This is a genomic window from Pseudomonas sp. FW305-70 (assembly GCF_058783925.1).
Genome location: NZ_JBYSYZ010000044.1, coordinates 20,664 through 46,990, shown reverse-complemented (window position 1 = coordinate 46,990; position 26,327 = coordinate 20,664). Strand labels below are relative to the sequence as shown.

22 protein-coding genes and 1 pseudogene are annotated in these 26,327 nt (G+C 62.7%); 6 read left to right on the top strand and 17 right to left on the bottom strand.

Going from position 1 to position 26,327, the window contains the following annotated elements:
• Nucleotides 1-128 precede the first annotated feature (128 nt).
• Nucleotides 129-1,310, bottom strand: coding sequence for an acetyl-CoA C-acyltransferase family protein (locus AC3WN7_RS24530; protein ID WP_095968036.1), 1,182 nt, complete (start codon nt 1,308-1,310; stop codon nt 129-131).
• A complete protein-coding gene (locus tag AC3WN7_RS24525; RefSeq protein WP_102675366.1) occupies nt 1,307-2,089 on the bottom strand; it encodes an enoyl-CoA hydratase-related protein in 783 nt (260 codons plus the stop codon). Before AC3WN7_RS24525 ends, AC3WN7_RS24530 begins: the two co-directional genes overlap by 4 nt.
• Before the next feature lie 214 nt (nt 2,090-2,303).
• On the opposite strand from AC3WN7_RS24525, the gene AC3WN7_RS24520 reads away from it, so the two are divergent.
• From AC3WN7_RS24520 to AC3WN7_RS24510, 3 genes are read left to right on the top strand one after another with little or no spacing between them, the layout of a single operon-like run.
• Nucleotides 2,304-3,401 carry a polyamine ABC transporter substrate-binding protein gene (locus tag AC3WN7_RS24520; RefSeq protein ID WP_102675365.1) on the top strand — a complete coding sequence of 366 codons (1,098 nt, stop codon included), beginning with the start codon at nt 2,304-2,306 and terminating at the stop codon, nt 3,399-3,401.
• A 39-nt stretch (nt 3,402-3,440) separates the two neighbouring features.
• The gene (locus AC3WN7_RS24515; RefSeq protein ID WP_102675364.1) at nt 3,441-4,859 is read left to right on the top strand and encodes an aminotransferase; all 1,419 of its coding nucleotides are present in this window, start codon (nt 3,441-3,443) and stop codon (nt 4,857-4,859) included.
• The gene (locus tag AC3WN7_RS24510; RefSeq protein WP_102675363.1) at nt 4,856-5,764 is read left to right on the top strand and encodes a helix-turn-helix transcriptional regulator; all 909 of its coding nucleotides are present in this window, start codon (nt 4,856-4,858) and stop codon (nt 5,762-5,764) included. The genes AC3WN7_RS24515 and AC3WN7_RS24510 overlap by 4 nt, the downstream gene beginning before the upstream one ends.
• Before the next feature lie 137 nt (nt 5,765-5,901).
• On the opposite strand, the gene paaZ is transcribed toward AC3WN7_RS24510, so the two are convergent.
• The 15 genes and pseudogenes from paaZ to paaF all read right to left on the bottom strand — a co-directional run bounded on the left by paaZ (nt 5,902) and on the right by paaF (nt 22,739).
• Nucleotides 5,902-7,959 (bottom strand): phenylacetic acid degradation bifunctional protein PaaZ, encoded by a 2,058-nt coding sequence (paaZ, locus tag AC3WN7_RS24505; RefSeq protein WP_102675362.1) that lies wholly within the window; start codon nt 7,957-7,959, stop codon nt 5,902-5,904.
• A gap of 58 nt (nt 7,960-8,017) precedes the next feature.
• On the bottom strand, nt 8,018-9,271 hold the full coding sequence (locus tag AC3WN7_RS24500) for an OprD family porin (protein WP_102675361.1): 1,254 nt from the start codon (nt 9,269-9,271) through the stop codon (nt 8,018-8,020).
• 22 nt (nt 9,272-9,293) lie between these two features.
• On the bottom strand, nt 9,294-10,940 hold the full coding sequence (locus AC3WN7_RS24495; protein ID WP_007978004.1) for a cation acetate symporter: 1,647 nt from the start codon (nt 10,938-10,940) through the stop codon (nt 9,294-9,296).
• Nucleotides 10,937-11,245, bottom strand: a complete 309-nt coding sequence (locus AC3WN7_RS24490) for a DUF485 domain-containing protein (protein ID WP_095968043.1) — start codon at nt 11,243-11,245, stop codon at nt 10,937-10,939. Before AC3WN7_RS24490 ends, AC3WN7_RS24495 begins: the two co-directional genes overlap by 4 nt.
• Before the next feature lie 173 nt (nt 11,246-11,418).
• Complete coding sequence (paaE, locus tag AC3WN7_RS24485; RefSeq protein ID WP_095968044.1) at nt 11,419-12,495, bottom strand: 1,2-phenylacetyl-CoA epoxidase subunit PaaE; 1,077 nt, start codon at nt 12,493-12,495, stop codon at nt 11,419-11,421.
• A 34-nt stretch (nt 12,496-12,529) separates the two neighbouring features.
• On the bottom strand, nt 12,530-13,063 hold the full coding sequence (gene paaD, locus AC3WN7_RS24480) for a 1,2-phenylacetyl-CoA epoxidase subunit PaaD (protein WP_095968045.1): 534 nt from the start codon (nt 13,061-13,063) through the stop codon (nt 12,530-12,532).
• On the bottom strand, nt 13,050-13,811 hold the full coding sequence (paaC, locus tag AC3WN7_RS24475) for a 1,2-phenylacetyl-CoA epoxidase subunit PaaC (RefSeq protein WP_102675360.1): 762 nt from the start codon (nt 13,809-13,811) through the stop codon (nt 13,050-13,052). The genes paaD and paaC overlap by 14 nt, the downstream gene beginning before the upstream one ends.
• Before the next feature lie 8 nt (nt 13,812-13,819).
• The gene (paaB, locus tag AC3WN7_RS24470; RefSeq protein ID WP_007943393.1) at nt 13,820-14,101 is read right to left on the bottom strand and encodes a 1,2-phenylacetyl-CoA epoxidase subunit PaaB; all 282 of its coding nucleotides are present in this window, start codon (nt 14,099-14,101) and stop codon (nt 13,820-13,822) included.
• 139 nt (nt 14,102-14,240) lie between these two features.
• Nucleotides 14,241-15,230, bottom strand: a complete 990-nt coding sequence (gene paaA / locus AC3WN7_RS24465) for a 1,2-phenylacetyl-CoA epoxidase subunit PaaA (RefSeq protein ID WP_102675359.1) — start codon at nt 15,228-15,230, stop codon at nt 14,241-14,243.
• A 1,312-nt stretch (nt 15,231-16,542) separates the two neighbouring features.
• Nucleotides 16,543-17,868 carry a phenylacetate--CoA ligase PaaK gene (gene paaK, locus AC3WN7_RS24460; RefSeq protein WP_095968049.1) on the bottom strand — a complete coding sequence of 442 codons (1,326 nt, stop codon included), beginning with the start codon at nt 17,866-17,868 and terminating at the stop codon, nt 16,543-16,545.
• 99 nt (nt 17,869-17,967) lie between these two features.
• Nucleotides 17,968-19,179 carry a 3-oxoadipyl-CoA thiolase gene (pcaF, locus tag AC3WN7_RS24455; protein ID WP_095968050.1) on the bottom strand — a complete coding sequence of 404 codons (1,212 nt, stop codon included), beginning with the start codon at nt 19,177-19,179 and terminating at the stop codon, nt 17,968-17,970.
• Entirely contained in the window at nt 19,172-19,621 is a 450-nt protein-coding gene (gene paaI / locus AC3WN7_RS24450) for a hydroxyphenylacetyl-CoA thioesterase PaaI (protein ID WP_007972024.1), read from the bottom strand. Before paaI ends, pcaF begins: the two co-directional genes overlap by 8 nt.
• Nucleotides 19,614-21,130: pseudogene (paaH, locus tag AC3WN7_RS24445) on the bottom strand (3-hydroxyacyl-CoA dehydrogenase PaaH). Before paaH ends, paaI begins: the two are co-directional and overlap by 8 nt.
• Nucleotides 21,131-21,133: 3 nt before the next feature.
• Nucleotides 21,134-21,925 (bottom strand): 2-(1,2-epoxy-1,2-dihydrophenyl)acetyl-CoA isomerase PaaG, encoded by a 792-nt coding sequence (gene paaG / locus AC3WN7_RS24440; RefSeq protein ID WP_007972022.1) that lies wholly within the window; start codon nt 21,923-21,925, stop codon nt 21,134-21,136.
• A gap of 40 nt (nt 21,926-21,965) precedes the next feature.
• A complete protein-coding gene (gene paaF / locus AC3WN7_RS24435) occupies nt 21,966-22,739 on the bottom strand; it encodes a 2,3-dehydroadipyl-CoA hydratase PaaF (RefSeq protein WP_095968052.1) in 774 nt (257 codons plus the stop codon).
• A gap of 348 nt (nt 22,740-23,087) precedes the next feature.
• Here paaF and paaY point away from each other — a divergent pair, with 348 nt between their 5' ends.
• The 3 genes from paaY to feaR all read left to right on the top strand — a co-directional run bounded on the left by paaY (nt 23,088) and on the right by feaR (nt 25,784).
• The gene (paaY, locus tag AC3WN7_RS24430) at nt 23,088-23,684 is read left to right on the top strand and encodes a phenylacetic acid degradation protein PaaY (RefSeq protein ID WP_102675357.1); all 597 of its coding nucleotides are present in this window, start codon (nt 23,088-23,090) and stop codon (nt 23,682-23,684) included.
• Nucleotides 23,685-23,844: 160 nt separating this feature from the next.
• The gene (gene paaX, locus AC3WN7_RS24425; RefSeq protein WP_007972019.1) at nt 23,845-24,768 is read left to right on the top strand and encodes a phenylacetic acid degradation operon negative regulatory protein PaaX; all 924 of its coding nucleotides are present in this window, start codon (nt 23,845-23,847) and stop codon (nt 24,766-24,768) included.
• A 101-nt stretch (nt 24,769-24,869) separates the two neighbouring features.
• Entirely contained in the window at nt 24,870-25,784 is a 915-nt protein-coding gene (gene feaR, locus AC3WN7_RS24420) for a transcriptional regulator FeaR (RefSeq protein WP_102675356.1), read from the top strand.
• Nucleotides 25,785-26,327 lie beyond the last annotated feature (543 nt).

Here is a 26,327-nt window from a genome sequence, read left to right as displayed (position 1 = left end):
AATGCGGAGTGTCAGGCAATGAAAATGTCGACTGACACTCCGCATTCGCGAGCAAGCCCGCTCCCACAGGTACTGCTGATTAGCGCAGCATCCCTGTAGAGGTTGCATCTACAGGGGATGGTACAGGCTTAGACGCGTTCGAAAATCGCCGCAATCCCCTGGCCGCCGCCGATGCACATGGTCACCAGCGCGTAACGGCCGCCGGTGCGGTGCAGTTCGTGGATGGCCTTGGTGGCGATGATCGCGCCGGTCGCGCCCACCGGGTGGCCCAGGGCGATGCCCGAGCCGTTCGGGTTGACCTTGGCCGGGTCGAGGTCCAGTTCCTGGCTGACGGCGCAGGCCTGGGCGGCGAAGGCGATGTTGGCTTCGATCACGTCCAGGTCGGCGACGGTCAGGCCGGCGCGCTTGAGTGCCAGGCGGGTGGCCGGGATCGGGCCCAGGCCCATGAATTCCGGTTCGACGCCGGCGTGGGCGTAGCTGACCAGGCGGGCCAGCGGCTTCAGGTTGTTGGCCTGGACCGCGTTGCCGCTGGCCATGACCAGCGCGGCGGCGCCGTCGTTGAGGCCCGAGGCGTTGCCGGCGGTGACCGAACCGTCCTTCTTGAACGCCGGCTTCATGGCTGCCAGTTGTTCCAGGGACGTGGCGCGCGGGTGTTCGTCGACGCTGAACAGTTTGACGCCTTTGCGATCCTGGATTTCCACGGTCGCGATCTGCTCGCTGAAGTAGCCGTTGGCAATCGCATGGGCCGCGCGATTCTGGTCTTCCAGGGCCAGGGCGTCCTGCATTTCGCGGGTGATGCCGTTGCGCGCGGCGACGTTTTCGGCGGTGATGCCCATGTGGATGCCATGGAAGGGGTCATGCAGGATGCCGAGCATGTAGTCGATGACCTGGGCGTTGCCCATGCGCGAACCCCAACGGGCGGACGGCATCAGGTACGGGCCACGGCTCATGGATTCGGCACCGGCACCGACGACGATGTCGGCATCGCCGAGCATCAGGGTCTGGGCGGCGTTGATGATCGCTTGCAGGCCGGAGCCGCACAGGCGGTTGACGTTGTAGGCCGGGGTTTCCTTCGGGATGCCGGCGTTCATCGCGGCGACGCGGGAGATGTAGGCGTCGCGGGTTTCGGTCGGGATCACGTTGCCCATCACCAGATGGCCAACGAGCGCCGGGTCCACGGCGGCTCGTTCCAGGGCGGCTTTCACGGCCGTGGTCGCGAGGTCGGCCAGGGGCACGTCCTTGAGCGAACCGCCGAACGTACCGATGGCGGTACGGGCGGCGCTGACGACGTAGATTTCTGGAGTGTTCATGGCTGGTTTCCTTTCGGTGGATTCTTGTCTGTACTGCGATTGAGCAGGGCGTGCAAGGCGGTTTTCGCCTCGTCGGTATTCAGGCGCTGGATGAACAGCGTGTTTTCTTCGCGCAGGGTGGCTTCCAGTTCCGGCAACGTCGCCTGCTTCATCAGTTGCCGGGACTGGCGCAAGGCCTCCTGGGGCAGGGCCAAAAAGCGCTGGGCGATTTTTCTGGCCGCTGCCAGGCATTGCTCGCCGTCGTCGAAGGCTTCGTTGGCGATGCCCCAGTTCACCGCGTCGTTGCCGTCCAGGCCGTTGCCCAGCAGGAGCAGGCTCGCGGCGCGGGCGTGGCCGAGTCGACGGGGCAGCAACAGGCTGGCACCGAACTCGGGGCACAGGCCGATGTTGACGAACGGCATGCGCAGCTTGGCGTTGCGGGTGACCAGCACCTGATCGCAATGCAGCAGCAACGTAGTACCAATACCGATGGCCGCCCCGCAGACGGCCGCGATCAGCGGCTTTTGCAGGCGCGTGACGACTTTCATCAGGCGAAACGCCGGGGCGTCCAGATGAGTGGGCGGATGCTGGAGGAAATCCACCAGGTCATTGCCACTGGTGAAGCAGGCCGGGCCGCCGGTGAGGATGATCACGCCGGTCTGCGGGTCTTCGTCGGCGGCCAGCAACAGCTCGGCCAGTTGCGTGTACATGGCGTTGTTCAGCGCGTTGAGCTTGTCCGGGCGGTCGATGGTCAGCGTCAACACGCCGTCGCGTTGCTCGTGTTTGATCAAATCTGTCATCGCAGGCTCCGCAGGGTCGGTTCAGGCTGCCACTTTAAGCGTCGGACAAATCCCGATCTATGGCAAAACGGGTCAACTGCGCTGCCGCTTTTTGCCATGCCGGTGTGCCAAAAACGACACACACCCATTCGGGGTATGGTTCCGCCCGGCCAATCGACCAATAGTGGAGGCATCCGCTCATCCAGAGCCGAACTCGCTATAAGGTGCATTTGCTATGGGCAAGACACTGCTTAAGGTGATTTCCAGTCTGTTTGTTGTACCGTTGACATTGAATGCCTATGCGGACGACAGCAATACGCTGCGGCTGTACAACTGGGCGGATTACATCGGTGAAAAAACCATCGCCGACTTCGAAAAGGCCACCGGTATCAAGGTGGTCTACGACACCTTCGATTCTTATGAAACGGTGCAGGCCAAGTTGCTCACCGGCCATTCCGGCTATGACCTGATCGTGTTGAACGCGTCACTCGCGCCACCCCTGATCAAGGCCAAGGTGTTCCAGCCGCTGGACAAAAAACAGCTGCCGGGCTGGACCAACCTCGACCCGCAAATCCTCGAGGATCTGCAAGGCTATGACCCCGGCACCCAGTACTCTGCGCCCTACACCTGGGGCAGCAACGGCGTGACCTACAACGTCGACAAGATCAAGGAGCGCATGCCGGACGCACCGATCGGTTCGCTGGCGATGATCTTCGATCCGAAGATCGTCTCGCGCTTCGCCGACTGTGGCGTGACCCTGCTCGATGCGCCGACCGAAGTCATCCCCTTGGCCTTGACGTATCTGGGACGTGACCCGAACAGTGCCGCCCCGGCAGATCTGAAGGCCGCCCAGGACTTGCTGTTGTCCGTGCGGCCGTACATCCGCAAGTTCGACTCGGTCAATTACCTGACGAGCCTGCCCAACGGCGATGTGTGCATGGCCATGACCTGGTCCGGCGACTACGCCACGGCCATGGCCCGCGCCGCAGAAGCCAAGAAGCAGATCAACCTGGCGTACTTCATTCCCAAGGAAGGCTCGCTGATCTGGTTCGACAACCTGTACATCCCGGCCGATGCGACGCACGTCGCCAATGCGCACAAATTCCTGGAATACCTGATGCAGCCGCAGGTGATGGCGGATGTGAGCGACTACATCAATTACGCCAACAGTAACGCGGCGGCCACGCCCCTGTTGAACGCCGCAGTGCGCGACAACCCGGCGATCTACCCCGATGCACAGACCCGCAAGCGCCTGTTCCCGCAGAAGACCCAGGACGCCAAGGACATGCGGGCGATAACCCGGGTCTGGAGCACTGTGAAAAGCGGCATCTGATTGGTTCGAACGTTAGTCATTTCGGTTAGAGGTTCATTTATGGCGACGCCAACACGCAGCGTTTTTTCCCCAGCGGACGAGTCCCGGCTGGTCAAGGCCGACAAGGCCCATCACATGCACGGCTACCACATGTTCGACGAACACGCCGAACAAGGCTCGTTGAACATCGTTGCCGGCGATGGCGCCTACATCTACGACACCCAGGGCAACCGCTTTCTCGATGCAGTGGGCGGCATGTGGTGCACCAACATCGGCCTGGGCCGCGAGGAAATGGCCGAGGCCATCACCGATCAGGTGCGCCAGCTGGCCTATTCGAATCCGTTTTCCGACATGTCGAACAACGTGGCGATTCAGCTTTGCGAAAAACTCGCCAGCCTGGCCCCCGGCGATCTCGACCATGTGTTCCTGACCACCGGCGGCTCCACCGCCGTGGACACCGCGTACCGGCTGATCCAGTACTACCAGAACTGCCGTGGCAAGCCGGAAAAGAAACACGTCATCGCCCGGTTCAACGCCTATCACGGCTCCACCACCCTGACCATGTCGATCGGCAACAAGGCCGCTGACCGGGTGCCGGAGTTCGATTACGCCAACCCGCTGATCCACCACGTCTCCAACCCCAACCCGTACCGCGCGCCCGACGGCATGGACGAGGCGCAGTTCCTCGAGTTCCTGGTCAAGGAGTTCGAAGACAAGATCCTGTCGATTGGCGCGGACAAGGTCGCCGCTTTCTTTGCCGAACCGATCATGGGCTCGGGCGGGGTGATCATTCCGCCCCAGGGGTATCTCAAGCGCATGTGGGACGTCTGCCAGCGCTACGACATCCTGTTCGTCGCCGACGAGGTGGTGACCTCGTTCGGGCGCCTGGGCAAGTTCTTCGCTTCCCGGGATGTGTTCGACGTGCAGCCCGACATCATCACCACCGCCAAGGGCCTGACCTCGGCCTACCTGCCGCTGGGCGCGTGCATCTTTTCCGAGCGCATCTGGAAGGTCATCGCCGAGCCGGGCAAGGGCCGCTGCTTCACCCACGGTTTCACCTACAGCGGCCACCCGGTGTGCTGCACGGCGGCGCTGAAGAACATCGAAATCATCGAGCGGGAAAACCTGCTGGCCCATGTCGACACGGTGGGCGCTTATCTGGAAGAGCGCCTGGCAACCCTGCGGGACTTGCCGCTGGTGGGGGATGTGCGCTGCCAGAAACTCATGGCCTGCGTGGAGTTCGTGGCGGATAAACGCACCAAGGCGCTGTTCCCCGACGAGATCAACATCGGCGAGAAGATCCACGTGCGGGCACAGGCTCGGGGCTTGCTGGTGCGGCCGATCATGCACCTCAACGTGATGTCGCCACCGCTGATCCTGACGTTTGCCCAGGTCGATGAAATCGTTGAGACCTTGCGCGATTGCATTGTCGAAGTGGCCGCTGAGCTTCAGGCCAGCGGTCAGTATGGCGGCCAATGAACTCGCTAAACAGGCTTTTACCAAGGGCCTGCGCACCCGCTAGACTGCGGGGCATGAGCAAACCAGACGACGATACGCTGATCGCGATGCCCTTCGGGGCGTTGCACAAATGGCATGGGGGAATGCGCGAGGCATTCGCCCATGTCGATGAGCCTGACGCCCTGCAGTACCTGGCGTCAGCGTTGGCGCAGCTGGTGTCCGTGGAGTCGATGATGATCAGCCTGGAGCGCAAGGACCGCGCACCACAGCTGCTGCATCAGCGCGGGATTGCTCAGGAGTATCAGGTCTCGATTCTTCAGCGCTATTTTTCCGGGGGCTATTTGCTCGACCCGTTCTGCCTGGCGGTGGAGCAGGGGTTGGCGCAAGGCTTCTATCACCTGGAGGAAATCGCCCCGGACAACTTCTTCGACAGTGACTACTACAAATCCTATTACCTGAAGGCGGGTTGTTCCGAAGACAGCTACTACATCGTCGATACCGGCAATGACACGAAGATTTCCGTCAGCCTCTATCAGGGTTTCGGCGGTGAATGCCTGAGCGACGAACAGTTGAACCTGCTGCGAGCCGTCGAACCGCTGGTGCGTGAGTTCATCAGCGAATTCAGCCAGCGTGGACTGCTGCGCAGTGCCGGGATCGAGCGTGATGACGAGCAAGGCCTGCGTGATGATCTCAAGCATCGGGTGCAGGCGGCGTTCGAGAACTTCGGTTGTGAATTGCTCACCGAACGCGAGCGGGAAGTGGCGCACATGGTGTTGCGCGGGCATTCGGTGAAGTCCACGGCCAGCCAGATGAACATCTCGCCGGAAACCGTACGCATGCACCGCAAGAACCTGTACCTGAAGCTGGAGGTGGGTTCGCAGTCGGAGTTGTTTGCGTTGTTTATCGAGTGGTTGCGCAAGCACTGACCAAATTTTTTGGCCTACCGATACCCCTGTAGGAGCGAGCTTGCTCGCGAAGAACCTGAGAACAACGCGTTCATCCGGAAAGCGCGTGCCATCATTCACGTCCATCGCGAGCGAGCTTGCTCCTACAGGTTGTCACGTCAGTCTTCGCGTTTTACGACCAAGGTCAGAATGTCATAACTGGCCACCAGCTCACCCAGCTGATTGGTGACCTCCACATCCCACGCCACCACCCCTTGCGGGATGCCCTGCGGGCTCTTCTTGCCCTGGTCGATCTTGCGTTTGCAGGTCAGGCGCGCCTGGATGGTGTCGCCGATGCCCACCGGGTTGATGAAGCGCAGGGTGTCCAGGCCGTAGTTGGCCAGCACCGGGCCGACGCCGGGGGAGACGAACAACCCGGCTGCTGCCGACAGTACGAAGTAACCGTGGGCGATGCGCTTGCCGAACTGCGATTCCTTGGCCGCGATGTCGTCGAAGTGCATGTAGAAGTGGTCGCCCGACAGGCAGCCGAAGTTCACCAGGTCCGCTTCGGTGACGGTGCGGCGGTGAGTCAGCAGCGACTCGCCGATCTGCAGGTCCTGGAAATGGCGACGGAACGGATGCACGTCGGTTTCGATGACCTTGGCGCCGCGCACGTATTCGCCGGTGACCGCCGCCAGTATGGTCGGCGAACCTTGCACCGCCGCGCGTTGCAGGTAGTGCTTCACCGCGCGCAGGCCGCCGAGTTCTTCACCGCCGCCGGCTCGGCCCGGGCCGCCGTGCTTGAGTTGTGGCAGCGGCGAGCCGTGACCGGTGGATTCACCGGCGCAGTTGCGATCCAGCACCAGCAGGCGCCCGTGCCAGGCTGCCGCCACCGGAATCGCCTTGGCAGCGATCTGCGGATCCTTGGTCACCAGGCTGGCCACCAGGCTACCTTTGCCGCGCGCGGCCAGGGCCAGGGCTTCGTCGAGATCGTCGTAGGCCATCAGGGTGCTGACCGGGCCGAACGCTTCGATGTCATGGGCACCGCCCTCGGCATGCGGGTCACGGGCCTGCAACAGGGTCGGGGCGAAGAACGCGCCTTTGTCGACATGTTCACCACGCGGTTCGAAACCGTCGCGGGCGCCGAACAGCATGTCGCTGCTCTGCAGCAGGGCTTGCAGGCGCTCGGCCACGTCTTTCTGCTGGTCGTGGGAGGCCAGTGCGCCCATGCGCACGCCTTCCACCGACGGGTCGCCGACCACCACTTTGGCCAGGCGATCACGCAGACGGGTAGCGACGGCGTCGATGTGTTTGGCCGGCACGATGGCGCGGCGGATGGCGGTGCATTTCTGCCCGGCCTTGGTGGTCATTTCCCGGGCGACTTCCTTGATGAACAGCTCGAATTCGTCGTCGTCCGGGGTCACGTCCGGGGCGAGGATCGCGCAGTTCAGCGAGTCGGCTTCGGCGGTGAACGGCACCGAGTTGCGGATCAGGTTCGGGTTGACCCGCAGCTTGGCCGCTGTGTCGGCGGAACCGGTGAAGGTCACCACGTCCTGGCCCTGCAGGCGGTCGAGCAGGTCGCCGGTGCCGCCGATGATCAGTTGCAGGCTGCCCGCCGGGAGCAGGCCGGACTGATCCATCAGGCGCACCACGGCTTCGGTCAGGTAGCTGGTGGCGCTGGCCGGTTTGACGATGCACGGCATGCCGGCGAGGAAGCTCGGCGCGAACTTCTCCAGCATGCCCCAGATCGGGAAGTTGAAGGCATTGATGTGCACGGCCACGCCACCGCGCGGCACGAGGATGTGGGTACCGGCGAAGGTGCCCATTTTGCTCAGTTGCAGCGCCGGGCCTTCGTGGACGACGTTGCCCGACGGCAGTTCCCGCGAACCGAGGCTGGCGTAGGTGAACAGCGTGCTGTTGCCGCCCTCGATGTCGATCCAGCTGTCGGCACGGGTCGCGCCGCTGTGGTGGGAGATCGCGTAGAGCTGTTCCTTGCGCTCGCTCAGGTACAGGGCCAGGGCCTTGAGACGCTGGGCGCGCTGCTGGAAGTCCAGCGCCATCAAGCCGCTGATGCCCTGGCGACGGCCGTGCTCGATGGCTTCGGCGAAGTCCGGGCGTTCTTCATGGGTACGGAAGATTTCATGGCCGTCGATGGCGCTGCGCAGGATTTGTGCGCCGTGTTGGCCGATCCAGCGGCCGGCGATGAAGCTTTGCAGAGTTGCAGGTGAAGAGGACATCACGGTTGCTCCAGGTGATGAGGGGTTGTGGCGCGGCCGCGACCGCGCCCTTTCGGAATTACCAAAGCGCCAGGGTGTAGCCGACGATCAAGCGGTTCTCATCAAGGTCGGTCGTCAAGCCATTGCCGGAACGGAAGGTCACGTTGCGCCAGCGCAGGCTGACGTTCTTCAACACACCGCTCTGGATGACGTAGCTGATATCGGTGTCGCGCTCCCATTCCCGACCGTTGTCGACGCTGCCCGCCTTGACGTGGCGGCCGTCGGTGTAGCGGGTCATGAAGGTCAGGCCGGGAATGCCTTGCGCCGCGAAGTCATAGTCGTAACGCAGCTGCCAGGAATCCTCCTCGGCGCGGGTAAAGGTGTTGAACGTCACCAGGTTGACCACATAGGGGTCACCGCCGTTGAGGAACGGAAAGGCGCTATCGCCGGACAATTGCTGGTAGGCGGCACTGACCTTGTGGGCACCGTGGGACACCGTGAACATGCTGTTGAAGTTGCGGTTGTCGATACGCCCGGCGCGTTCGGCGCCGTCGCCCCGGCTGTCGAAGTAGCGCACATCGCTGCGCAGGTTGAAGCCGCTGCCCAGCGCTTGCGTATGCAGCAATCCGGCGAATTGCTGGCGATAGATCTGGTCGAGCTTGCCGTAGTAGTAGCTCAGGTTCAGTTGTGGACTGAACGCGTAGCTGCCGCCGCCGAAGTCGAAGTGGTCGCTGGTGGCGGCGCCGAAGCCGATGTCATCGTTGCTGGAGGAGTCCCGCAGGTTGGCCTTGGTCAGGCGTCCGGCATTCACCGTCAGGCCGTCGATTTCCTGGCTGGTCAGCAAGCCACCTTCAAAGGTCGAACTCAGCAGGCGCGTGTCGTTGTAAGTCGCCACGGGCAACAAGGGTTGCAGGGTGCCGAGCTTCAACACGCTTTTGGATACTTTCAATTTGCCGGTCAGGCCCAGCTCGCTGTACTCGTCGTCGGGCTCATGGCTCTGCGGGCCGAACGGCAGCAGCCCGGTGCCACGGCGATCCGGGCTGGAGTCGAGCTTGAGCCCCAGCTCCCCCAATGCGTCGAGACCGAAACCGAAGGTGCCGTCGGTGAATCCGGATTCGACACGCGCCGTGAAACCCTGGGCCCATTCCTCGGCCCTGGATTGCGGCGCGTTGTGCTGACGGAAGTCGCGGTTGATGTAGTGGTTGCGCATATCGATACGGGCCTTGCTGTCGCCGATGAAGTCGGCCATGGCGCTGGGGGCGAACATGGGCAGGCTTAATGCGGCGGCCAGCGAAAACAGCGATTCACGAGGTGCCTTACGTGCGGGTTTCATTATTTTTATTCCCTGCCAATATTCAGTGTTTGCTGGCGCCGGTGGCACCGATGCCGGTCATCGAACGGATGAACTGCGCCAGATAACGACCGCGCTCGAGGGCTGCACGGGGCGAGGTGTCGGTGACGGAAAACAGCCATGCACTGAAGAACGCCAGGCTCATGGAAAACAGCGCCGGGTTGGAATACGGGAACAGCGCCTTGTCGTGATGCATCACGTTGACCCACACCGCCGGGCTCAGCACCAGCAGGACAATCGCCGAGACCAGGCCGGACAGGCTGCCGAGGACGGCGCCGCGGGTGGTCAGGCCTTTCCAGTACATCGAGAGGAACAGCACCGGGAAATTCACCGACGCGGCGATGGCCAGCACCAGGCCCGAGAGGAAGGCAATGTTCTGCGACTCGAACAGCAGACCGAGGATGATCGCCAGCACACCGATGCACAGGGTGGCGATTCGAGATACGCGCATTTCCTGCTGTTCAGTGGCCTGGCCCTTGCGCATCACGCAGGCATACAGGTCATGGGACACCGCCGAGGCACCGGACAGGGCCAGCCCGGCAACCACCGCCAGAATGGTGGCGAAGGCGACCGCCGAGATGAAACCGAGGAACAGGTTGCCGCCTACCGCCTGGGCCAGGTGCACGGCGATCATGTTGCCGCCGCCGATGATCGCACCGCTGGCGTCGCGGAACGCCGGATCGGTGCCGACCATGACGATGGCGCCGAAGCCGACGATGATCAGCAGCAAGTAGAAGTAGCCGATGAAACCGGTGGCGTAGAACACGCTTTTACGCGCTTCCTTGGCATCGCTGACGGTGAAGAAGCGCATCAGGATATGCGGCAGGCCGGCGGTGCCGAACATCATGCCAAGCCCTAAGGAAATCGCATCGACCGGGTTGGACAGCAAGCCGCCGGGGGCCATGATCGCGTTGCCCTTGGCATGCACGGCGGTGGCGCCGGCAAACATGGCCTCGGTGCTGAAGCCGAAGTGCTTGAGCACCATGAACGCCATGAAGCTGGTGCCGAACAACAGCATCACCGCCTTGATGATCTGCACCCAGGTGGTGGCGAGCATGCCGCCGAAGGTCACGTAGAACACCATCAGCACGCCGACCAGCATCACCGCATAGAGGTAGTCGATACCGAACAGCAACTCGATCAGCTTGCCGGCGCCGACCATCTGCGCCACCAGGTACATCAGCGCCACGGTCAGGGTGCCGAAGGCCGAGGTCAGGCGTACCGGGGTCTGTTCCAGGCGATAGGACACCACGTCGGCAAAGGTGTATTTGCCCAGGTTGCGCAGGCGTTCGGCAATCAGGAACAGGATGATCGGCCAGCCGGCCAGCACGCCCAATGCGTAGAGCAGTCCGTCGTAGCCATTGAGGAACATCATCGCGGAAATGCCGAGGAACGAGGCGGCCGAGATCATGTCGCCGGCAATGGCCAGGCCGTTCTGGAAGCCGGTCATGCCGCCACCGGCGGTGTAGAAGTCGGCGGCGGAGCGGGTGCGAAGTGCCGCCCAGCGCGTGACGCCGAGGGTGAACAGGACGAACACCAGGAACATGCCGATGGCGTTCCAGTTCAGCGGCCGGGAGACGCCGTCGGCGGCCACCGCGATATCAGTGACCACCGCCAGCGGCAGCAGGAACAAGGCGAGAAGGCGGCTCATCGGGCGCACTCCTGCTTGAGTTTTTCATTCAAAGGATCGATCACGTTGTTGGCGCGATAGACATAGAAGCCGGTCAGCGCGAAGGCAAGCCCGACGATCACGACACCCACCAGCATGCCCACGGTGGTCACGCCGCCGCTCAGGGATTGGCCGAGGGTAGAGGGGGAGAAAGCCACCAGCAGCACGAAGCCGTAATAGATCACCAGCATGGCCAGGCTCAGTGACCAGTACAGGTTCTGTTTGCGACGAACCAGCTGGATGAAATCCGGGTGCTGGCGGATGAGTTCTATTTCCTGGGGTGTCATGACGCGCGCTCCTTTGTTGTTTTTGTTTTGGGTGAAACCGTTTCGGGTTGGAACCGGATCAATGTGGGAGCGGGCTTGCTCGCGAAGGGGCCATCACATCCAACATGGATGGCGCCTGATACTGCGTCTTCGCGAGCAAGCCCGCTCCCACAGGATTGGGTGTGAATCGGATATCAGAGCTGATCGAAATCCAGCACCACCTTGTCGCTGATCGGGAACGCCTGGCACGACAGCACGTAGCCGGCGGCCACTTCGTAGTCTTCCAGGGCGTGGTTGCTGTCCATTTCCACTTCGCCTTCGATGACCTTGCACTTGCAGGTCGAGCACACGCCGGCCTTGCACGAGTAGGGCAGTTCCGCACCTTGCTCGTTACCGGCGTCGAGAATGCTCTGGCTGTTGCGTGGCAGGTCGAAGGCCAAGGCGCGGCCGTCGCTGATCACGGTGATCTGGCTGACCGCCGCGTCCACTTGACGGGCGGCTTCACGGGCTGCACGTTTTTGCTCACTGCCGGCGGCGGCGAACAGTTCGAAATGGATGCGTTCGGCTGGCATGCCCTTGGCCTTGAGGCTGTCGCGCACGGTCTCGGTCATTTCCTGCGGGCCGCAGATGAACGCGGCATCGAGCGCTTTGACGTCGAGCCAGCGGGTGAACAGTTGCTCGCACTTGTCGGCGTTGATCCGGCCGTTGTACAGGTCGACGTCCTGCTGCTCGCGGCTGAACACGAAGATCAGGTTCAGGCGTTGCAGGTAGCGGTTCTTCAGGTCTTCCAGCTGCTCGCGGAACAGCGCGCCGGAGCTGGAGCGGTTGCCGTACAGCAGGGTGACGCGGCTGTGGGGTTCGGTTTCCAGGGTGGTCTTGATGATCGACAGGATCGGCGTGATCCCGCTGCCCGCGGCCACGGCCAGGTAGTTGCCGTGGCGAGCCGGGTCGAGTTCGACGCAGAAATGCCCGGCCGGTGGCATCACTTCCAGGGTGTGCCCGGCCTTGAGCTGTTCGTTGGCAAACGCCGAAAAGCGTCCACCGACCACACGCTTGACCGCGATACGCAATTCACCGTCGTTGACCCCGGTGCAGATCGAATAGGAGCGGCGTACTTCTTCGCCGTCCAGTCGGGTGCGCATCACCAGGTGCTGGCCCTGGGTGAAATGAAAGCTGTCTTGCAGGTGCTGCGGAATCTCGAAGGCGATGGACACCGCGTCACGGGTCTCGGCGCGCACGTCCTTGATGGTCAGGCTGTGAAATTTGCTCATTGTTGTTCTCCAGCTGGGACGGCCGATTCGCCGCTCAGATGCACTTGAAATAGTCGAACGGTTCCCGGCAATCGATGCAGCGGTACAGCGCCTTGCAGGCGGTGGAGCCGAACTCGCTGAGCACCTCGGTGTGGGCGCTGCCGCATTGCGGGCACACAACCAGCGGGCTTTCGCCGAGCAGGCTGCGCTTGCTGGTGCTGCCCTCGGGCGGCGCGATGCCGTAGGCGCGCAGGCGTTCACGGCCGCTGGCGCTGATCCAGTCGGTGGTCCAGGCCGGGGTCAACTTGCGCTCAAGCTGCGGCGCCTTGAACCCGGCGAGTTCCAGGGCTTCACGGATATCGCTCTCGATCACTTCGGTGGCCGGGCAGCCGGAGTAGGTCGGCGTGACCACTACGTGAAGGTGGCCAGCCTGCCAGTCCAGGTCGCGGACGATGCCCAGGTCAACCACGCTGACCACCGGCACTTCCGGGTCCATGACCTCTGAAAGGATCGCCCAGGCGGCAGCCAGGTCGGTCGGCTCCGCCGGCCGGGCGCCGAGGTCGCTGGCGATCAGCTCACCAGGTTGCATCGGGGTACGCTCGTGGCAGGCACTGCATTTCGGCCAGCAGGATGCCCAGGTGTTCGCTGTGCAGGCCCTTGCGTGCATTCAGGTAGAAATAGCTAGGCGCGGCGGGCACGGGCAGGGTGGCGCTGGCGAAAATTTGCTCGACCTTGGCTTGCCACTGGGCGGCCACGCTGGCGATGTCCGGGGTGATGCCGGCGTCGCACAGCTGTTGTTCGCTGTCGTCGGCGGCGATCAGTTCGACGGTGAAGCGCCAGACCTCGGGAATCGCCGCGAGCATGCGTTTGTGGCTTTCCTCGGTGCCGTCGCCCAGACGCTCGATCCACTCGCCGGAGCGGCGCAGGTGATAGGTCACTTCCTTCACCGCCTTGGCGGCGATCCCGGCGATGCGCTCGTCGCTGGACTGGCTCAGGCCCTGCAACACCGACAAGTGCCAGGCGTCGTAGAGGAACTGCTTGAGCATGGTCACCGCGAAGTCGCCGTTGGGTTGTTCCACCAGCAGCAGGTTGCGATACGCGCGCTCGTCGCGACGGAACGCCAGGTGATCGGCGTCGCGGCCGTCGTCCAGCAGTTCGGCGGCGTATTCCAGCCAGTTGCGCGCCTGGCCCACCAGGTCGAGGCCGACGTTCATGAGCGCCAGCTCTTCTTCCAGTGCCGGGGCCTTGCCGCACCACTGGCACAGGCGCTGGCCCTGGATCAGGGCGCTGTCGCCGAGGCGCAGCAGGTATTCGATCAGATCAGTCTTGTTGTCCATGGTCGACCTCACATGTGCCCGACTTCGGCCGGCAGCTCGTAGAAGCTGGCGTGGCGGTAGACCTTGTCGTCCGACGGGTCGAACAGCGGGTCTTTTTCATCCGGCGATGAAGCGGTGATCAACGCCGAAGGCACTACCCACAGGCTCACGCCTTCGCTGCGACGGGTGTAGAGCTCGCGCGCGTTTTCGATGGCCATGGTGGTGTCGGCGGCATGCACGCTGCCGACGTGCTTGTGGTTCAGGCCGTGCTTGCTGCGCACGAAGACTTCGAAGAGGGTCCACTCGGACATTTCAGTTACTCCACATAGAGGCTCTGCAGGAGCGAGCTTGCTCGCGATGTACCCGTGAGCACCGCGGGGTGTCAGGCAACCAACGTTAACGTTGACGACCATCGCGAGCGAGCTCGCTCCTACAGGGGGTACGGTTGTCTTAGGCGGCGTTCTTGTTTTGTTTTTTGCGGGCGTGGGCGACGGCGGCTTCGCGAACCCAGGCACCGTCTTCGATCGCCTTGCGGCGGGTGGCGACGCGTTCCTGGTTGCACGGGCCGTTGCCCTTGAGCACTTCGTAGAATTCGCTCCACTGGATGTCGCCGAAGTCGTAGTGGCCGCGCTCGGCGTTCCACTTCAGGTCCGGGTCAGGGCAGGTGCAACCCAGCAATTCCAGCTGCGGGATGGTCTGGTCGATGAAGCGCTGGCGCAGTTCGTCGTTGCTCTGGCGCTTGATTTTCCAGGCCATGGACTGGGCGCTGTTCGGCGAGTGTTCGTCGCTTGGGCCAAACATCATCAGCGACGGCCACCACAGGCGGTTGATCGCGTCCTGGACCATGTCTTTTTGCGCCTGGTTACCGTGGCGCATCATGGTCAGGAGGATTTCGTAGCCCTGGCGCTGGTGGAAGCTCTCTTCCTTGCAGATGCGGATCATCGCCCGGGAGTACGGGCCGTAGGAGGTGCGCTGCAGCACCACCTGGTTGACGATCGCCGCGCCATCCACCAGCCAGCCCACCGCGCCCATGTCGGCCCAGTTAAGTGTCGGGTAATTGAAGATGCTCGAGTACTTGGCTTTGCCGCTGTGCAGCCTGGCGATTTCCTCATCGCGGTCGGCGCCGAGGGTTTCCATGGCGCTGTACAGGTACAGGCCGTGGCCGGCTTCGTCCTGGATCTTGGCCATCAGTTGCAGTTTGCGTTTGAGCGATGGCGCGCGGGTGACCCAGTTGCCTTCGGGCAGCATGCCGACGATTTCGGAGTGGGCGTGCTGGGAGATCTGCCGGATCAGGGTCTGGCGGTAGGCATCTGGCATCCAGTTCTTGGCTTCGATCTTGATTTCTGAATCGATTTTTTCCTGGAAGGCGCGTTCCTGTTCGGACATTTCCGAGAGGTTCTTGATGCGCTTTACGCCTGTTTCTACGAGCTGTGCGTACATTTTTGAGTTCCCGCCTTGAATCTGTTCTGGGGCATGGGGACTTTATAAGCGATACAGAATTTAATATCAAACACAAAATGACGTGTCGTATTTGTTTTTTGTATCGCTTTGGGTGGATGGTCGCTTTTTGGGGCGGGCCACCTGTGGGAGCGAGCCTGCTCGCGAAGGCGGCCTGACAGCCGACCTGTCTTTTGTTGGCCGCGTACATATCCATTCCTGCGGTAATGGCGGCTGGCGGTTTCGCCCTTACGGCGAGTCACTTTTTTTACAAGCGCCTAAAAAAAGTAACCAAAAAAACGCTCGCCCCGAACGTACGGCCCCTCGCTGAGGCTCGGGGTTCCTTCGCTCCGGTGTCCATCCGGGGGCATTGCCCTCCGGTCGGCTTCGCTTCGACCTACATGCAATGAGTTCGACTGCGTCGAACGGCGCTGCGCGCCCGTCCCCGGATGAACACCTGCGCTCAGCCTGCCGAGGGGGCGGGTGGATCAAGATCAAGAGCTGCAGGCGAGCTAACGCTCGGCCTGATGAGTGGTGAGAAGCGGCGCGGTGTGGGCTGCTCTGCTTTTGCTCTTCTGTGGGAGCGAGCCTGCTCGCGAAGACGGCCTGCCAGCTGACCAAGATCTTGCTGATGCCCACCGTTCAAATTGTGGGAGCGGGCTTGCCCGCGAAGGCGGCCTGCCAGCCGACCAATCTCTCGCAGGCATACCCGGATCAACTGTGGGAGCGAGCCTGCTCGCGAAGACGGCCTGCCAGCTGACCGAAATCTTGCTGATGTACTGAGTACCTGTGGGAGCGAGCTTGCTCGCGATAGCGACCTGCCAGTCGACCAGGAACATCACAGACGAACGCACCCAGCAACCAGGCCGGCCGGTAGGCCGCCTCGGACGCTGTTGCGGTGTACGCCCCCTCGTGAGGCCGAGCGCAGGTTCTGCGCAGTGGGCAACCCGGCATGGATGCCGGGTTAGCCGCCCCCGGCCATGGATGGCCGATGGCGGCGGGCTCTGTAGGAGCGAGCTTGCTCGCGAAAAACCTGAGGGCACCGCGGGGTGCCAGGCTCCCCGCATCATCGTTGACCTCCATCGCGAGCAAGCTCGCTCCTACAGGCTTTTCAAAGTGACCCGCTGTAAGAGCGGAACCATAGGAGGCCGTTACCGCAGAAACGGATATGTACACCCTCAAAAATCCATGCCGTCTGACACAAAGCCTTCGCGAGCAGGCTCGCTCCTACAGGAATAGGGCTCGACTCCAGAGTCGGTAAAGCCCGGCCAAAAAAAAAGCCCCGCAATAAGCGGGGCCATAAAAGGTGCAGCAGTCATGCTTTAGGACGTTTATCCAACACGTGGCAAGCCTTGCCTTCCGAGCGTTTGATCGAATGGAAAGGCTGCAAGACAATCCGTGAACTGATCCCGATATACGTCTTGATGTGTTTGCTCAATTCCCCACAAACAGCCTTCTGCTGTTCATCGCTCAGGTGCTGGTGCTCGGCCTTCAACTCGACATGCACATCAACGCTGTCCAGGTTGCCATTGCGATACAGATGGATCTCATAGCACTCGGCGAGTTGTTTGACTTTGAGTACCTGTTCCTCGATCTGTGTCGGAAACACGTTGACCCCGCGGATGATCAGCATGTCGTCGCTGCGTCCGGTGATCTTGTCGATGCGGCGCATCGGTCGTGCCGTACCCGGCAGCAGGCGCGTCAGGTCGCGGGTGCGGTAGCGGATCATCGGCAGGGCTTCTTTGCTCAGGGAGGTGAACACCAGTTCGCCCATCTGGCCGTCCGGCAAAACCTCGCCAGTGACCGGGTCGATGATTTCCGGGTAGAAGTGGTCCTCCCAGATGGTCGGGCCGTCTTTGGTTTCGGCACATTCCATGGCGACACCTGGCCCCATGATTTCCGACAGGCCGTAGATGTCCAGGGCGGTGATGCCCAGGCGCGCTTCGATGGCGCTGCGCAGTTCGGCGGTCCAGGGTTCGGCGCCGAAGATGCCCAGGCGCAGGGCCAGTTTGTGCGGGTCGATGCCCTGGCGCTCGATTTCGTCGGCGATGTTGAGCATGTACGACGGCGTGACCATGATGATGTCCGGCTGGAAATCCTTGATCAGTTGCACTTGTTTTTCGGTCTGGCCGCCGGACATCGGGATCACCGTGCAGCCGAGGCGTTCGGCGCCGTAGTGGGCGCCGAGGCCGCCGGTGAACAGGCCGTAGCCATAGGAGATGTGCACCTTGTCGCCACGGCGGCCACCGGCGGCGCGGATCGAGCGGGCCACCACGTTGGCCCAGGTGTCGATGTCGTTCTGGGTGTAGCCGACCACGGTCGGTTTGCCGGTGGTGCCGCTGGACGCGTGCAGGCGCACGATGTCGTTCATCGGCACGGCAAACATGCCGTAGGGGTAGTTGTCGCGCAGGTCGGACTTGGTGGTGAAGGGAAATTTCGCCAGGTCGTCGAGGGACTTGATGTCGTCCGGGTGCACGCCCAGCGCATCGAAACGCTGACGGTACAGCGGCACGTTGTTGTAGGCGTGGTTCAGGCTCCAGCGCAGGCGCTCGAGCTGATGCTGGCGCAGTTCGTCGATGCTGGCGGTTTCCAGCGGGTCCAGCACAGGGTTCAGCACGGCTTGGGCAATTGGCATGTTCATGTGTTCACTCGAATTGTTTTTGTGTTCCAGCCCTTTTGCACAAGGGCTTTGAGTGCATGCCCCAAGGATACCTCTCGGCTCCTCGGGAATCGCGATTCTTTAGTGGGGTAGACGCTCGATGATCAGCGCGATCCCCTGGCCGACGCCGATGCACATGGTGCACAGGGCGTAGCGGCCGTTACGTTCCTCAAGCTCATGCAGGGCGGTGGTCACCAGTCGCGCGCCGCTCATGCCCAACGGGTGGCCGAGGGCGATGGCGCCGCCGTTGGGGTTGACCCTCGGATCGGTGTCGCTCAAGCCAAGCTCGCGCAGCACCGCCAGACTCTGTGCGGCAAACGCTTCGTTGAGCTCGATCACGTCCATGTCGGCCAGGCCCAGATTGGCCACTTCCAGCACCTTGCGCGTAGCCGGGACCGGGCCGATGCCCATGATCCGTGGTTCGACGCCGGCGGTGGCCATGGCCACGACCCGGCCACGGGCGGTCAGGCCGTGGCGCTTGGCGACTTGCGGGCTGGCCAGCAGCAGCGCGCAGGCGCCGTCGTTGACCCCGGAGGCGTTGCCGGCGGTGATGCTGCCGCCTTCGCGGAACGGCGTGCCGAGTTTGGCCAGCTGTTCGAGCGTGGTGTCGCCGCGTGGATGTTCGTCGTGCTCGACCACTTTGGCCGGGCCTTTGCGCTGCGGGATTTCCACGGCGACGATTTCCTTCGCCAGGCGCCCATTGGCCTGGGCGGCCGCTGCACGCTGCTGGCTGCGCAGGGCGAAGGCGTCCTGGTCGGCCCGGGAGATGTTGAACTGTTCGGCGACGTTCTCCGCGGTTTCCGGCATGGAGTCGATGCCGTAGGCCTTTTTCATCAGCGGATTGACGAAGCGCCAGCCGATGGTGGTGTCGAAGATTTCCGCCGAACGGGAAAATGCCTGCTCGGCCTTGCCCATTACCAGCGGCGCGCGGGACATCGATTCGACGCCGCCGACCAGCATCAACCCGGTTTCGCCGCTGCGAATCGCCCGGGCGGCGGTGCCGATGGCATCCAGCCCGGAGCCACACAGCCTATTGAGCGTGGTGCCGGGTACGCTGACCGGCAATCCGGCCAGCAGGGCCGACATGCGCGCGACGTTGCGGTTGTCTTCGCCGGCCTGGTTGGCGCAGCCGTAGATCACGTCGTCGACTGTGCTCCAGTCGACTTGCGGGTGGCGGCGCAGCAGTTCGCGCAGCGGCACCGCACCGAGGTCGTCGGCGCGCACGCTGCTCAGGACTCCGGCGTAGCGGCCTATCGGGGTGCGGACGGCATCGATGATCAGGGCGTCATTCATTAGGGGTCTCCTGCGTCAGCACCGGGCCGCGCACTTTGTAGGATTTGCCATGGAACAGGGCGATCAACTGGCCCTGCTGGTTTTCGATGCGTACGTCGTAGTTGCCGGTGCGCCCGGAGCGGCTCTGCTCGATGCAGTCGGCGTTCAGCGTGTCACCCAGACGGGCCGGGGCGATGTAGTCGATGCTGCAACCGATGGCCACGGTGGCTTCGTTGTAGCTGTTGCAGGCAAAGGCGAACGCCGAATCGGCGAGGGCGAACAGGTAGCCGCCGTGGCAGGTGCCGTGGCCCTGGACCATGTCGGCGCGCACGGTCATGCCGACCCGGGCGCAACCGGGGCCGGCCGAGAGCAGACGCATGCCCATGGCCTGGCTGGCGGCGTCGCGCTGGAACAGCGACTGCGCGCATTCACTGGCCAGGGTCATGGCTTCGTGGTTAGTCATGGAAGTTTCTCCCTTCGGCGACGCGACGGCGCAGCAGCAGCGACGGCCGGTAGCGTTCTTCGCCGTAACTGGCTTGCAGGTTTTCCAGCGTTTGAAGAATGTGCGACAGGCCAATGGCATCGGCCCAGGCCAGCGGCCCTTGCGGATAATTGACCCCGGCGCGCATGGCCAGATCGATATCGGCGGCCGACGCGACGCCCTGTAGCAGGGCATCGGCGGCTTCGTTGGCGAGCATCGCCACGGTGCGCAGGACGGCGAGGGCCGGGCTGTCGCTGAGCAGGCTGACCTTGAGGCCGGCCCGTTGCAGCAGGGCCACGCCTTGTTCGAGGGCCTGCGGATCGATGCCTGCCGCATGGCTGATGGCGATGCGTTTGGCATTGGCGTAATCGAACGCCAGATCCAGCAGGATCAGGTTGCGCAGCCCGTCTTCGCGAGCCCGCTGGCAGGCCATGCGCCCATCGCTCAAGGCCAGCACGGCGTCACCGACCCGCAGCAAGCCTTGACCATCACGCTGGACGATCTCGACGCCTTGTTCATGCAAGCGTGCGAGCAAACCTTGAGCAATACCGAGGTCGCCTTCCACGGCACAGACCTCGACTTTCGCATCGCTGCTGATTTCAGCCGCTTGCGGGCGTTCCGCGCCTTGGGCGTAGCTGTAAAAGCCCTGGCCGCTCTTGCGTCCCAGGCGGCCGCCGTCCACCAGTTCTTTCTGGATCAGCGAGGCAGGAAACGCGTGTCCTGGTAATAAGCGTCGAACACCGAACAAGTCACGGCGTAGTTGACGTCGTGGCCGATCAGATCGGTCAACTCGAACGCGCCCATGGCAAAGCCGCCGGCTTCGCGCATCAGCACATCCAGGGTCGGGCAGTCGGCCGCGCCTTCCTGCAGCATCCGCAGGCTTTCGGCATAGAACGGCCGGGCCACGCGGTTGACGATGAAGCCCGGCGTGGAGCGGGTATGCACCGGTTTTTTGCCCCAGGCCTTGGCGGTGTCGTACAGGCACTCAGCCAGGACGGGATTGCTGGCCAGGCCGGAAACGATTTCCACCAACGCCATGACCGGCGCCGGGTTGAAGAAGTGCAGGCCGAGCAAGCGTTCTGGATGTTCAAGCTGCGCGGCGATGCTGGTGATCGACAGCGACGAGGTGTTGCTGGCGAGAATGCAGTGCTCGCCGCAGATGCCTTCGAGCTGACGGAACAGTGCCCGCTTGACCTCGAGGTTCTCGACGATGGCCTCGATGATCAGCTCGCAATCGGCCAGGACTTCGATGGCTTCCACCGCTTGCAGGCGGGCAATGGTTGCGCTGCGTGACTCGGCGGACAGCTTGCCGCTTTCGACTCGTTTGCCCAGTTGTCGATCGATGCCTTCGATGGCCTGGGCGGCGGCACCGGGACGGTTGTCCAGCAGCAACACCGGATGGCCGGCTTGCGCGGCGACCTGGGCGATGCCGGCGCCCATGGCCCCGGCGCCGATCACGGCGATGCGTGCAGAGGTGTTCAATGCGGTCATGACTCAGCGCCCCTTGAAGCTTGGGGTGCGTTTTTCCATGAAGGCGCCGACGCCTTCGCGATAGTCCTCGCTACGCCCGGCCAGACGTTGCAGGTCGCGCTCCAGTTCCAGCTGTTCGTCGAAGCTGTTGCTCAGGCTGGCGTTGAGGCTGCGTTTGATCAGCGCCAGGCCGTAGGTGGGTTGAGTGGCGAGGTGGCGCGCCAGTTTCAGCGCTTCGTCGCGCAGGTCGGCGTCGTCCACGCACTGGTAGATCAAGCCCCATTGTTCGGCCTGTTCGGCGCTCAGGCGATTGCCAAGCAAGGCCAAAGCCTTGGCTCGGGCCATGCCGACCAGGCGCGGCAAGGTCCAGGTGCCACCGGAATCGGGAATCAGGCCGATCTTGCAGAACGCCTGGATGAAACTGGCCGAACGCGCCGCCAGCACCAGGTCGCAGGCCAGCGGAATGTTGGCGCCGGCACCGGCGGCGACGCCGTTGACCGCGCAGATCACCGGCAGCGGCAGGTCGCGCAACTGGCGGATCAGCGGGTTGTAGAACTTCTCGATGGACTCGCCAAGATCCGGCACGGCGCTGCCCGGCGCGACATTGCGGTCGCTCAGGTCCTGCCCGGCGCAGAAGCCGCGACCTTCACCGGTCAGCAGTAGAACGCGCACGTCCGGGTTCTGCCGCACTTGCTTGAGTGCTTCTTTCACTTCGCCGTGCATCTGGGTGTTGAAGCTGTTGAGCTGGTCTGGCCGGTTGAGGCTGAGCAGGGCGACGCCGGCGTCGATGGAAAACAGGATGTGTTCGAAGTTCATGGTCTGGGCGTTCTCTTGGCAGTCGTTCGAATTCGTTTAATTACTGGCCGGTGAAGGTCGGCGCGCGTTTTTCCTGGAAGGCCGCAATGCCTTCGTCGCGGTCGCGGGTGCCGGCCAGCACGGTGAAGGCGTGGCGCTCGAAGCGCAGGCCGCTGGCCAGGTCGGTGTCCATGGCCTTGAGCAGCGCTTCCTTGGCCAGGCGTACGGCCAGTGGCGCCTTGGTCGCAATGCTGCGGGCGATGTGCAGGGCGCGATCGACGGTGAACTCCGGTTGGGTGATTTCGCTGACCAGGCCGGCGCGTTGGGCCTGGCGGGCGTCGATCGGCTCGCCGGTGAGGACCATCTGCATGGCCATGGATTTGCCAACGGCGTGCAGCAATCGCTGGGTGCCGCCAGCGCCGGGCATGATCCCGAGGTTGATTTCCGGCTGGCCGAAGCGCGCGTCTTCCCCGGCAATGATGATGTCGGCGTGCATCGCCAGTTCGCAGCCACCGCCGAGGGCGAAGCCGTTGACCGCGGCGATCAGCGGTTTGTTGAAACGGGTGATGGTTTGCCACGAGGCCTGGCGCGGGTCGTCGAGGATGCCGACCAGGTTGCGTTCGGCCATTTCCTTGATGTCGGCGCCGGCGGCGAAGGCCTTGCGGCCGCCGGTGAGGACCACGGCGCGGGTGTCGGGGTCGGCTTGTGCTGCGTTCAGTTCAGCGGCCAGTTCGCCCAGCAACTCGGTGGTCAAGGCATTCAGGGCTTGCGGGCGCTGCAGGGTAATCAGGCGGACGCCAGGCTCGATCAATTCGACGGCAAGGGTCAGAGGCATGGCGGATGCCCTCAGGGTGCACGCTCGGCGTGGTGCCGGCTCGTTATTGGATCGGCCTCAGGGGCCGGTTTTGCCCAAGTATAACTGCAACGTGATACGCAAATGCAATACTTAAATGGATTTAATGTGTCTTAATTGTGAGGTTTTCGATTTTATTCCTTTCTGTTCATGGGGCGCTGATAACGGGTTTTGCCCTGAATTTATTGGGTTTATTAGGGTTTCTAGAGGCGCGTTAGCCTGCGTCGGAAAGGTGGGCGTCAAGTGATACGGTTTTTAGCCTTTGTGCTGGTAAAAATGATGTGATACAAAGTAAGCCATTATTTGCATCGCTTTGTGAAGGAACCTGCCATGACCTGCTACTGCCTTGATGGCCTGACTCCGGTGGTTGACCCCAGTGCTTATGTGCACCCTTCTGCCGTATTGATCGGCGATGTGATCATCGGCCCGCATTGCTATGTAGGGCCGTTGGCCAGCCTGCGCGGGGACTTCGGGCGGATCGTGCTGGAGGAGGGCGCCAACCTGCAGGACACCTGCGTGATGCACGGTTTCCCCGACAGCGACACGGTGGTGGAGCGCAACGGCCACATCGGCCACGGCGCGGTGCTGCACGGGTGCCGGATCGGCGCCGATGCGCTGGTGGGCATGAATGCGGTGGTGATGGACAACGCCCGGATCGGCCCGCGTTCATTCGTGTCGGCGGCGGCGTTCGTCAAGGCCGGTTTCGAATGCCCGGAACAGTCGCTGGTCATGGGCGCACCGGCCAGCATCAAGCGCAGCCTCAGCGATCAGGAAGTGGCGTGGAAACAGGCCGGCACCCGGGAGTATCAGCAACTGGCCCAGCGTTGCCTCGAGCAGATGCAGGTGTGCGAACCGCTGAGCGAACCGGAACCGGATCGCCCGCGTATCAGTGACAGTGGGTTGCGGCCAAAAGGCAGCACTTTGTGAACACCGTCCCCTACTGTAGGAGCGAGCCTGCTCGCGATGGTGGGTCAGCTACCTTGGTGTCGACTGACACACCATCGCGAGCAGGCTCGCTCCTACAAGGGATTGGGATTAACCCCTTAGCTTTCGGTATATTCCTTTTCTTTTTTTGCACGGAACGCCCATGTCGTCCCTGACTCCCTTGAACCACCTGATTACCCGCTTCCAGGAGCAGACGCCGATCCGCGCCAGTTCCTTGATCATCACGTTGTACGGGGATGCCATCGAACCCCATGGCGGCACCGTGTGGCTGGGCAGCCTGATTCAGTTGCTCGAACCCATCGGCATCAACGAACGGCTGATCCGCACTTCGATTTTTCGCCTGACCAAGGAAGGCTGGCTGACCGCCGAGAAAGTCGGTCGCCGCAGTTACTACAGCCTGACCGGCACCGGCCGTCGCCGTTTCGACAAGGCCTTCAAACGGGTCTACAGCACCACGATGCCGGCCTGGGATGGTTCCTGGTGCCTGGTGATGCTCTCGCAACTGACCCAGGACAAACGCAAACAGGTGCGCGAGGAACTGGAATGGCAAGGCTTCGGCGCGATTTCGCCGGTGGTGCTGGCCTGTCCGCGCAGCGACCGGTCCGACGTCAACGCGACCCTGCTCGACCTCGGCGCCCAGGAGGACACCATCGTCTTCGAAACCACCGCCCAGGACGTCCTGGCCTCCAAGGCCCTGCGCCTGCAGGTACGCGAGAGCTGGAACATCGAGGAGCTGGCCGCGCACTACAGCGAGTTCATCCAGTTGTTCCGGCCGCTGTGGCAAGCCCTGCGCGAGCAGGAAAACCTGCAACCGGCCGACTGCTTCCTGGCGCGGGTGCTGTTGATTCACGAGTACCGCAAGCTGCTGCTGCGCGACCCGCAACTGCCGGACGAGTTGCTGCCCGGCGATTGGGAAGGCCGCGCCGCCCGCCAGTTGTGCCGCAACATTTACCGTTTGATCTACGCCAAGGCCGAAGAATGGCTGAACGCTGCACTGGAAACGGCCGACGGCCCGTTGCCGGATGTCGGTGAAAGCTTCTATCGGCGGTTTGGCGGACTGAAGTAGCACGTCACTGTTCAGGGAGTGGTGCGGTTCAGGAGACTCGAAGCATCCGGTGTCGTGTGGATTGACGTAGACAATAAAAATAAGCCTGCGTGAGGCCTGACATGATTTCTACAACAGCACAACGCCAGGATGGGTTCGACCAGTGGATCCATCAGATCAACCAGATCTGTGGCGCCTTCAACGCACAACCCCTGGGCAGCGAGTTTGCCGGGCGCATCCGCGAATACCAGAGCGATGCGCTCAAACTCAGTTTCGTCGACGTGTGCCAGGCGCGGTTGTACCGTACGCCCCAGGAAGTCGCGGCGGGCGAGGGCGGCAAGTATTTCGCGGTGTTCCAGCTCGAGGGCACGGCGGGCATGGCCCAGGGCGACGACAAGGTCATGCTGTCCCCCGGCGATATCACGCTGATCGATGCCTCGCGCCCCAGCGATTTCACCTACGGCGAAAACTCTCGGCAGTTGTCGCTGATCCTGCCGTATCAACTGGTCGAGCAAACCCTGCGCTTCAACCCGGTCAAGTGCGGCCACCGGATTGCCGCGACCTCGCCCATCGCCATGCTCTCGCACCGGTTGATCCTCGACGCCACCCGCCAGCAGCACCTGACCCGCCAGGAAAGCGAAGCGACCCTGGAGGCGATCGTCAGCCTGCTGCGCCCGGCGATCAGCCAGGTTGACGATTGCACCGATGCCCATGAGCGGATCTTCCGCAAGACGCTCACCTGTATCGACGAAAACATTCGCTCCGAAGACCTGTGCCCGGAATGGCTGGCGCGGGAAGTCGGCATGTCCACTCGCGGCCTGTACCGGATGTTTGCCAAGAAGGGATTGGTGGTGGCGCGCTACATCAAGAACCGTCGCCTGGACCTGTGCGCCGAATCCCTGCGCCAATCGGGCACGGAGCAGAAGTTGTCGGTGCTGGGGTATTCGTGGGGGTTTTCCGATTCGAGCTACTTCTCCACCGCGTTCAAATCGCGTTTCGGCATTGCGCCGGGGGAGTATCGCAAGCGGTATGCCTGATGCTCGGCTCAAAGATTAGGAAATCCCTGTGGGAGCGGGCTTGCCCGCGATAGCGGTGTGTCAGATAACAATGCTATCGACTGACACTCCGTCATCGCGGGCAAGCCCGCTCTCACAGGGATTTGTGCGCTTGAGCGTCGGCGTTTCATCGAAGAGGTTCCACGGATGCTTCTGCGGGGTGCGTAGGATGCTTCCGGGTGTTGACGCATCTAACCTGTAGGACCGTTCGTTATCTTGTCGGCGCCCAGTGCCGCGGCTGCTTTTTGGCAGGGTTAAATCGTTCGGGTCGTGCGCTACTGCAGAACGTAAAACATGCTTGTTTAAAAGCTCTCAAGGTTACTTCGTGAAAGCCACAGCGCCTTGCGTCGTTGCCTACACATACCCCAGAATCCGCCGGCTTGTGCGCCTTGAGGCTGGGTTTTATCGTTTGCCGGTCGCTGTAAAAACAGCGATCGGGTTTGGTAGCCCGTTCTCATATGGCGTATAGCGTCATCATTTACAGGTGCATTTCTACGGCACTTGTATCAATGGTGACCATGCGCA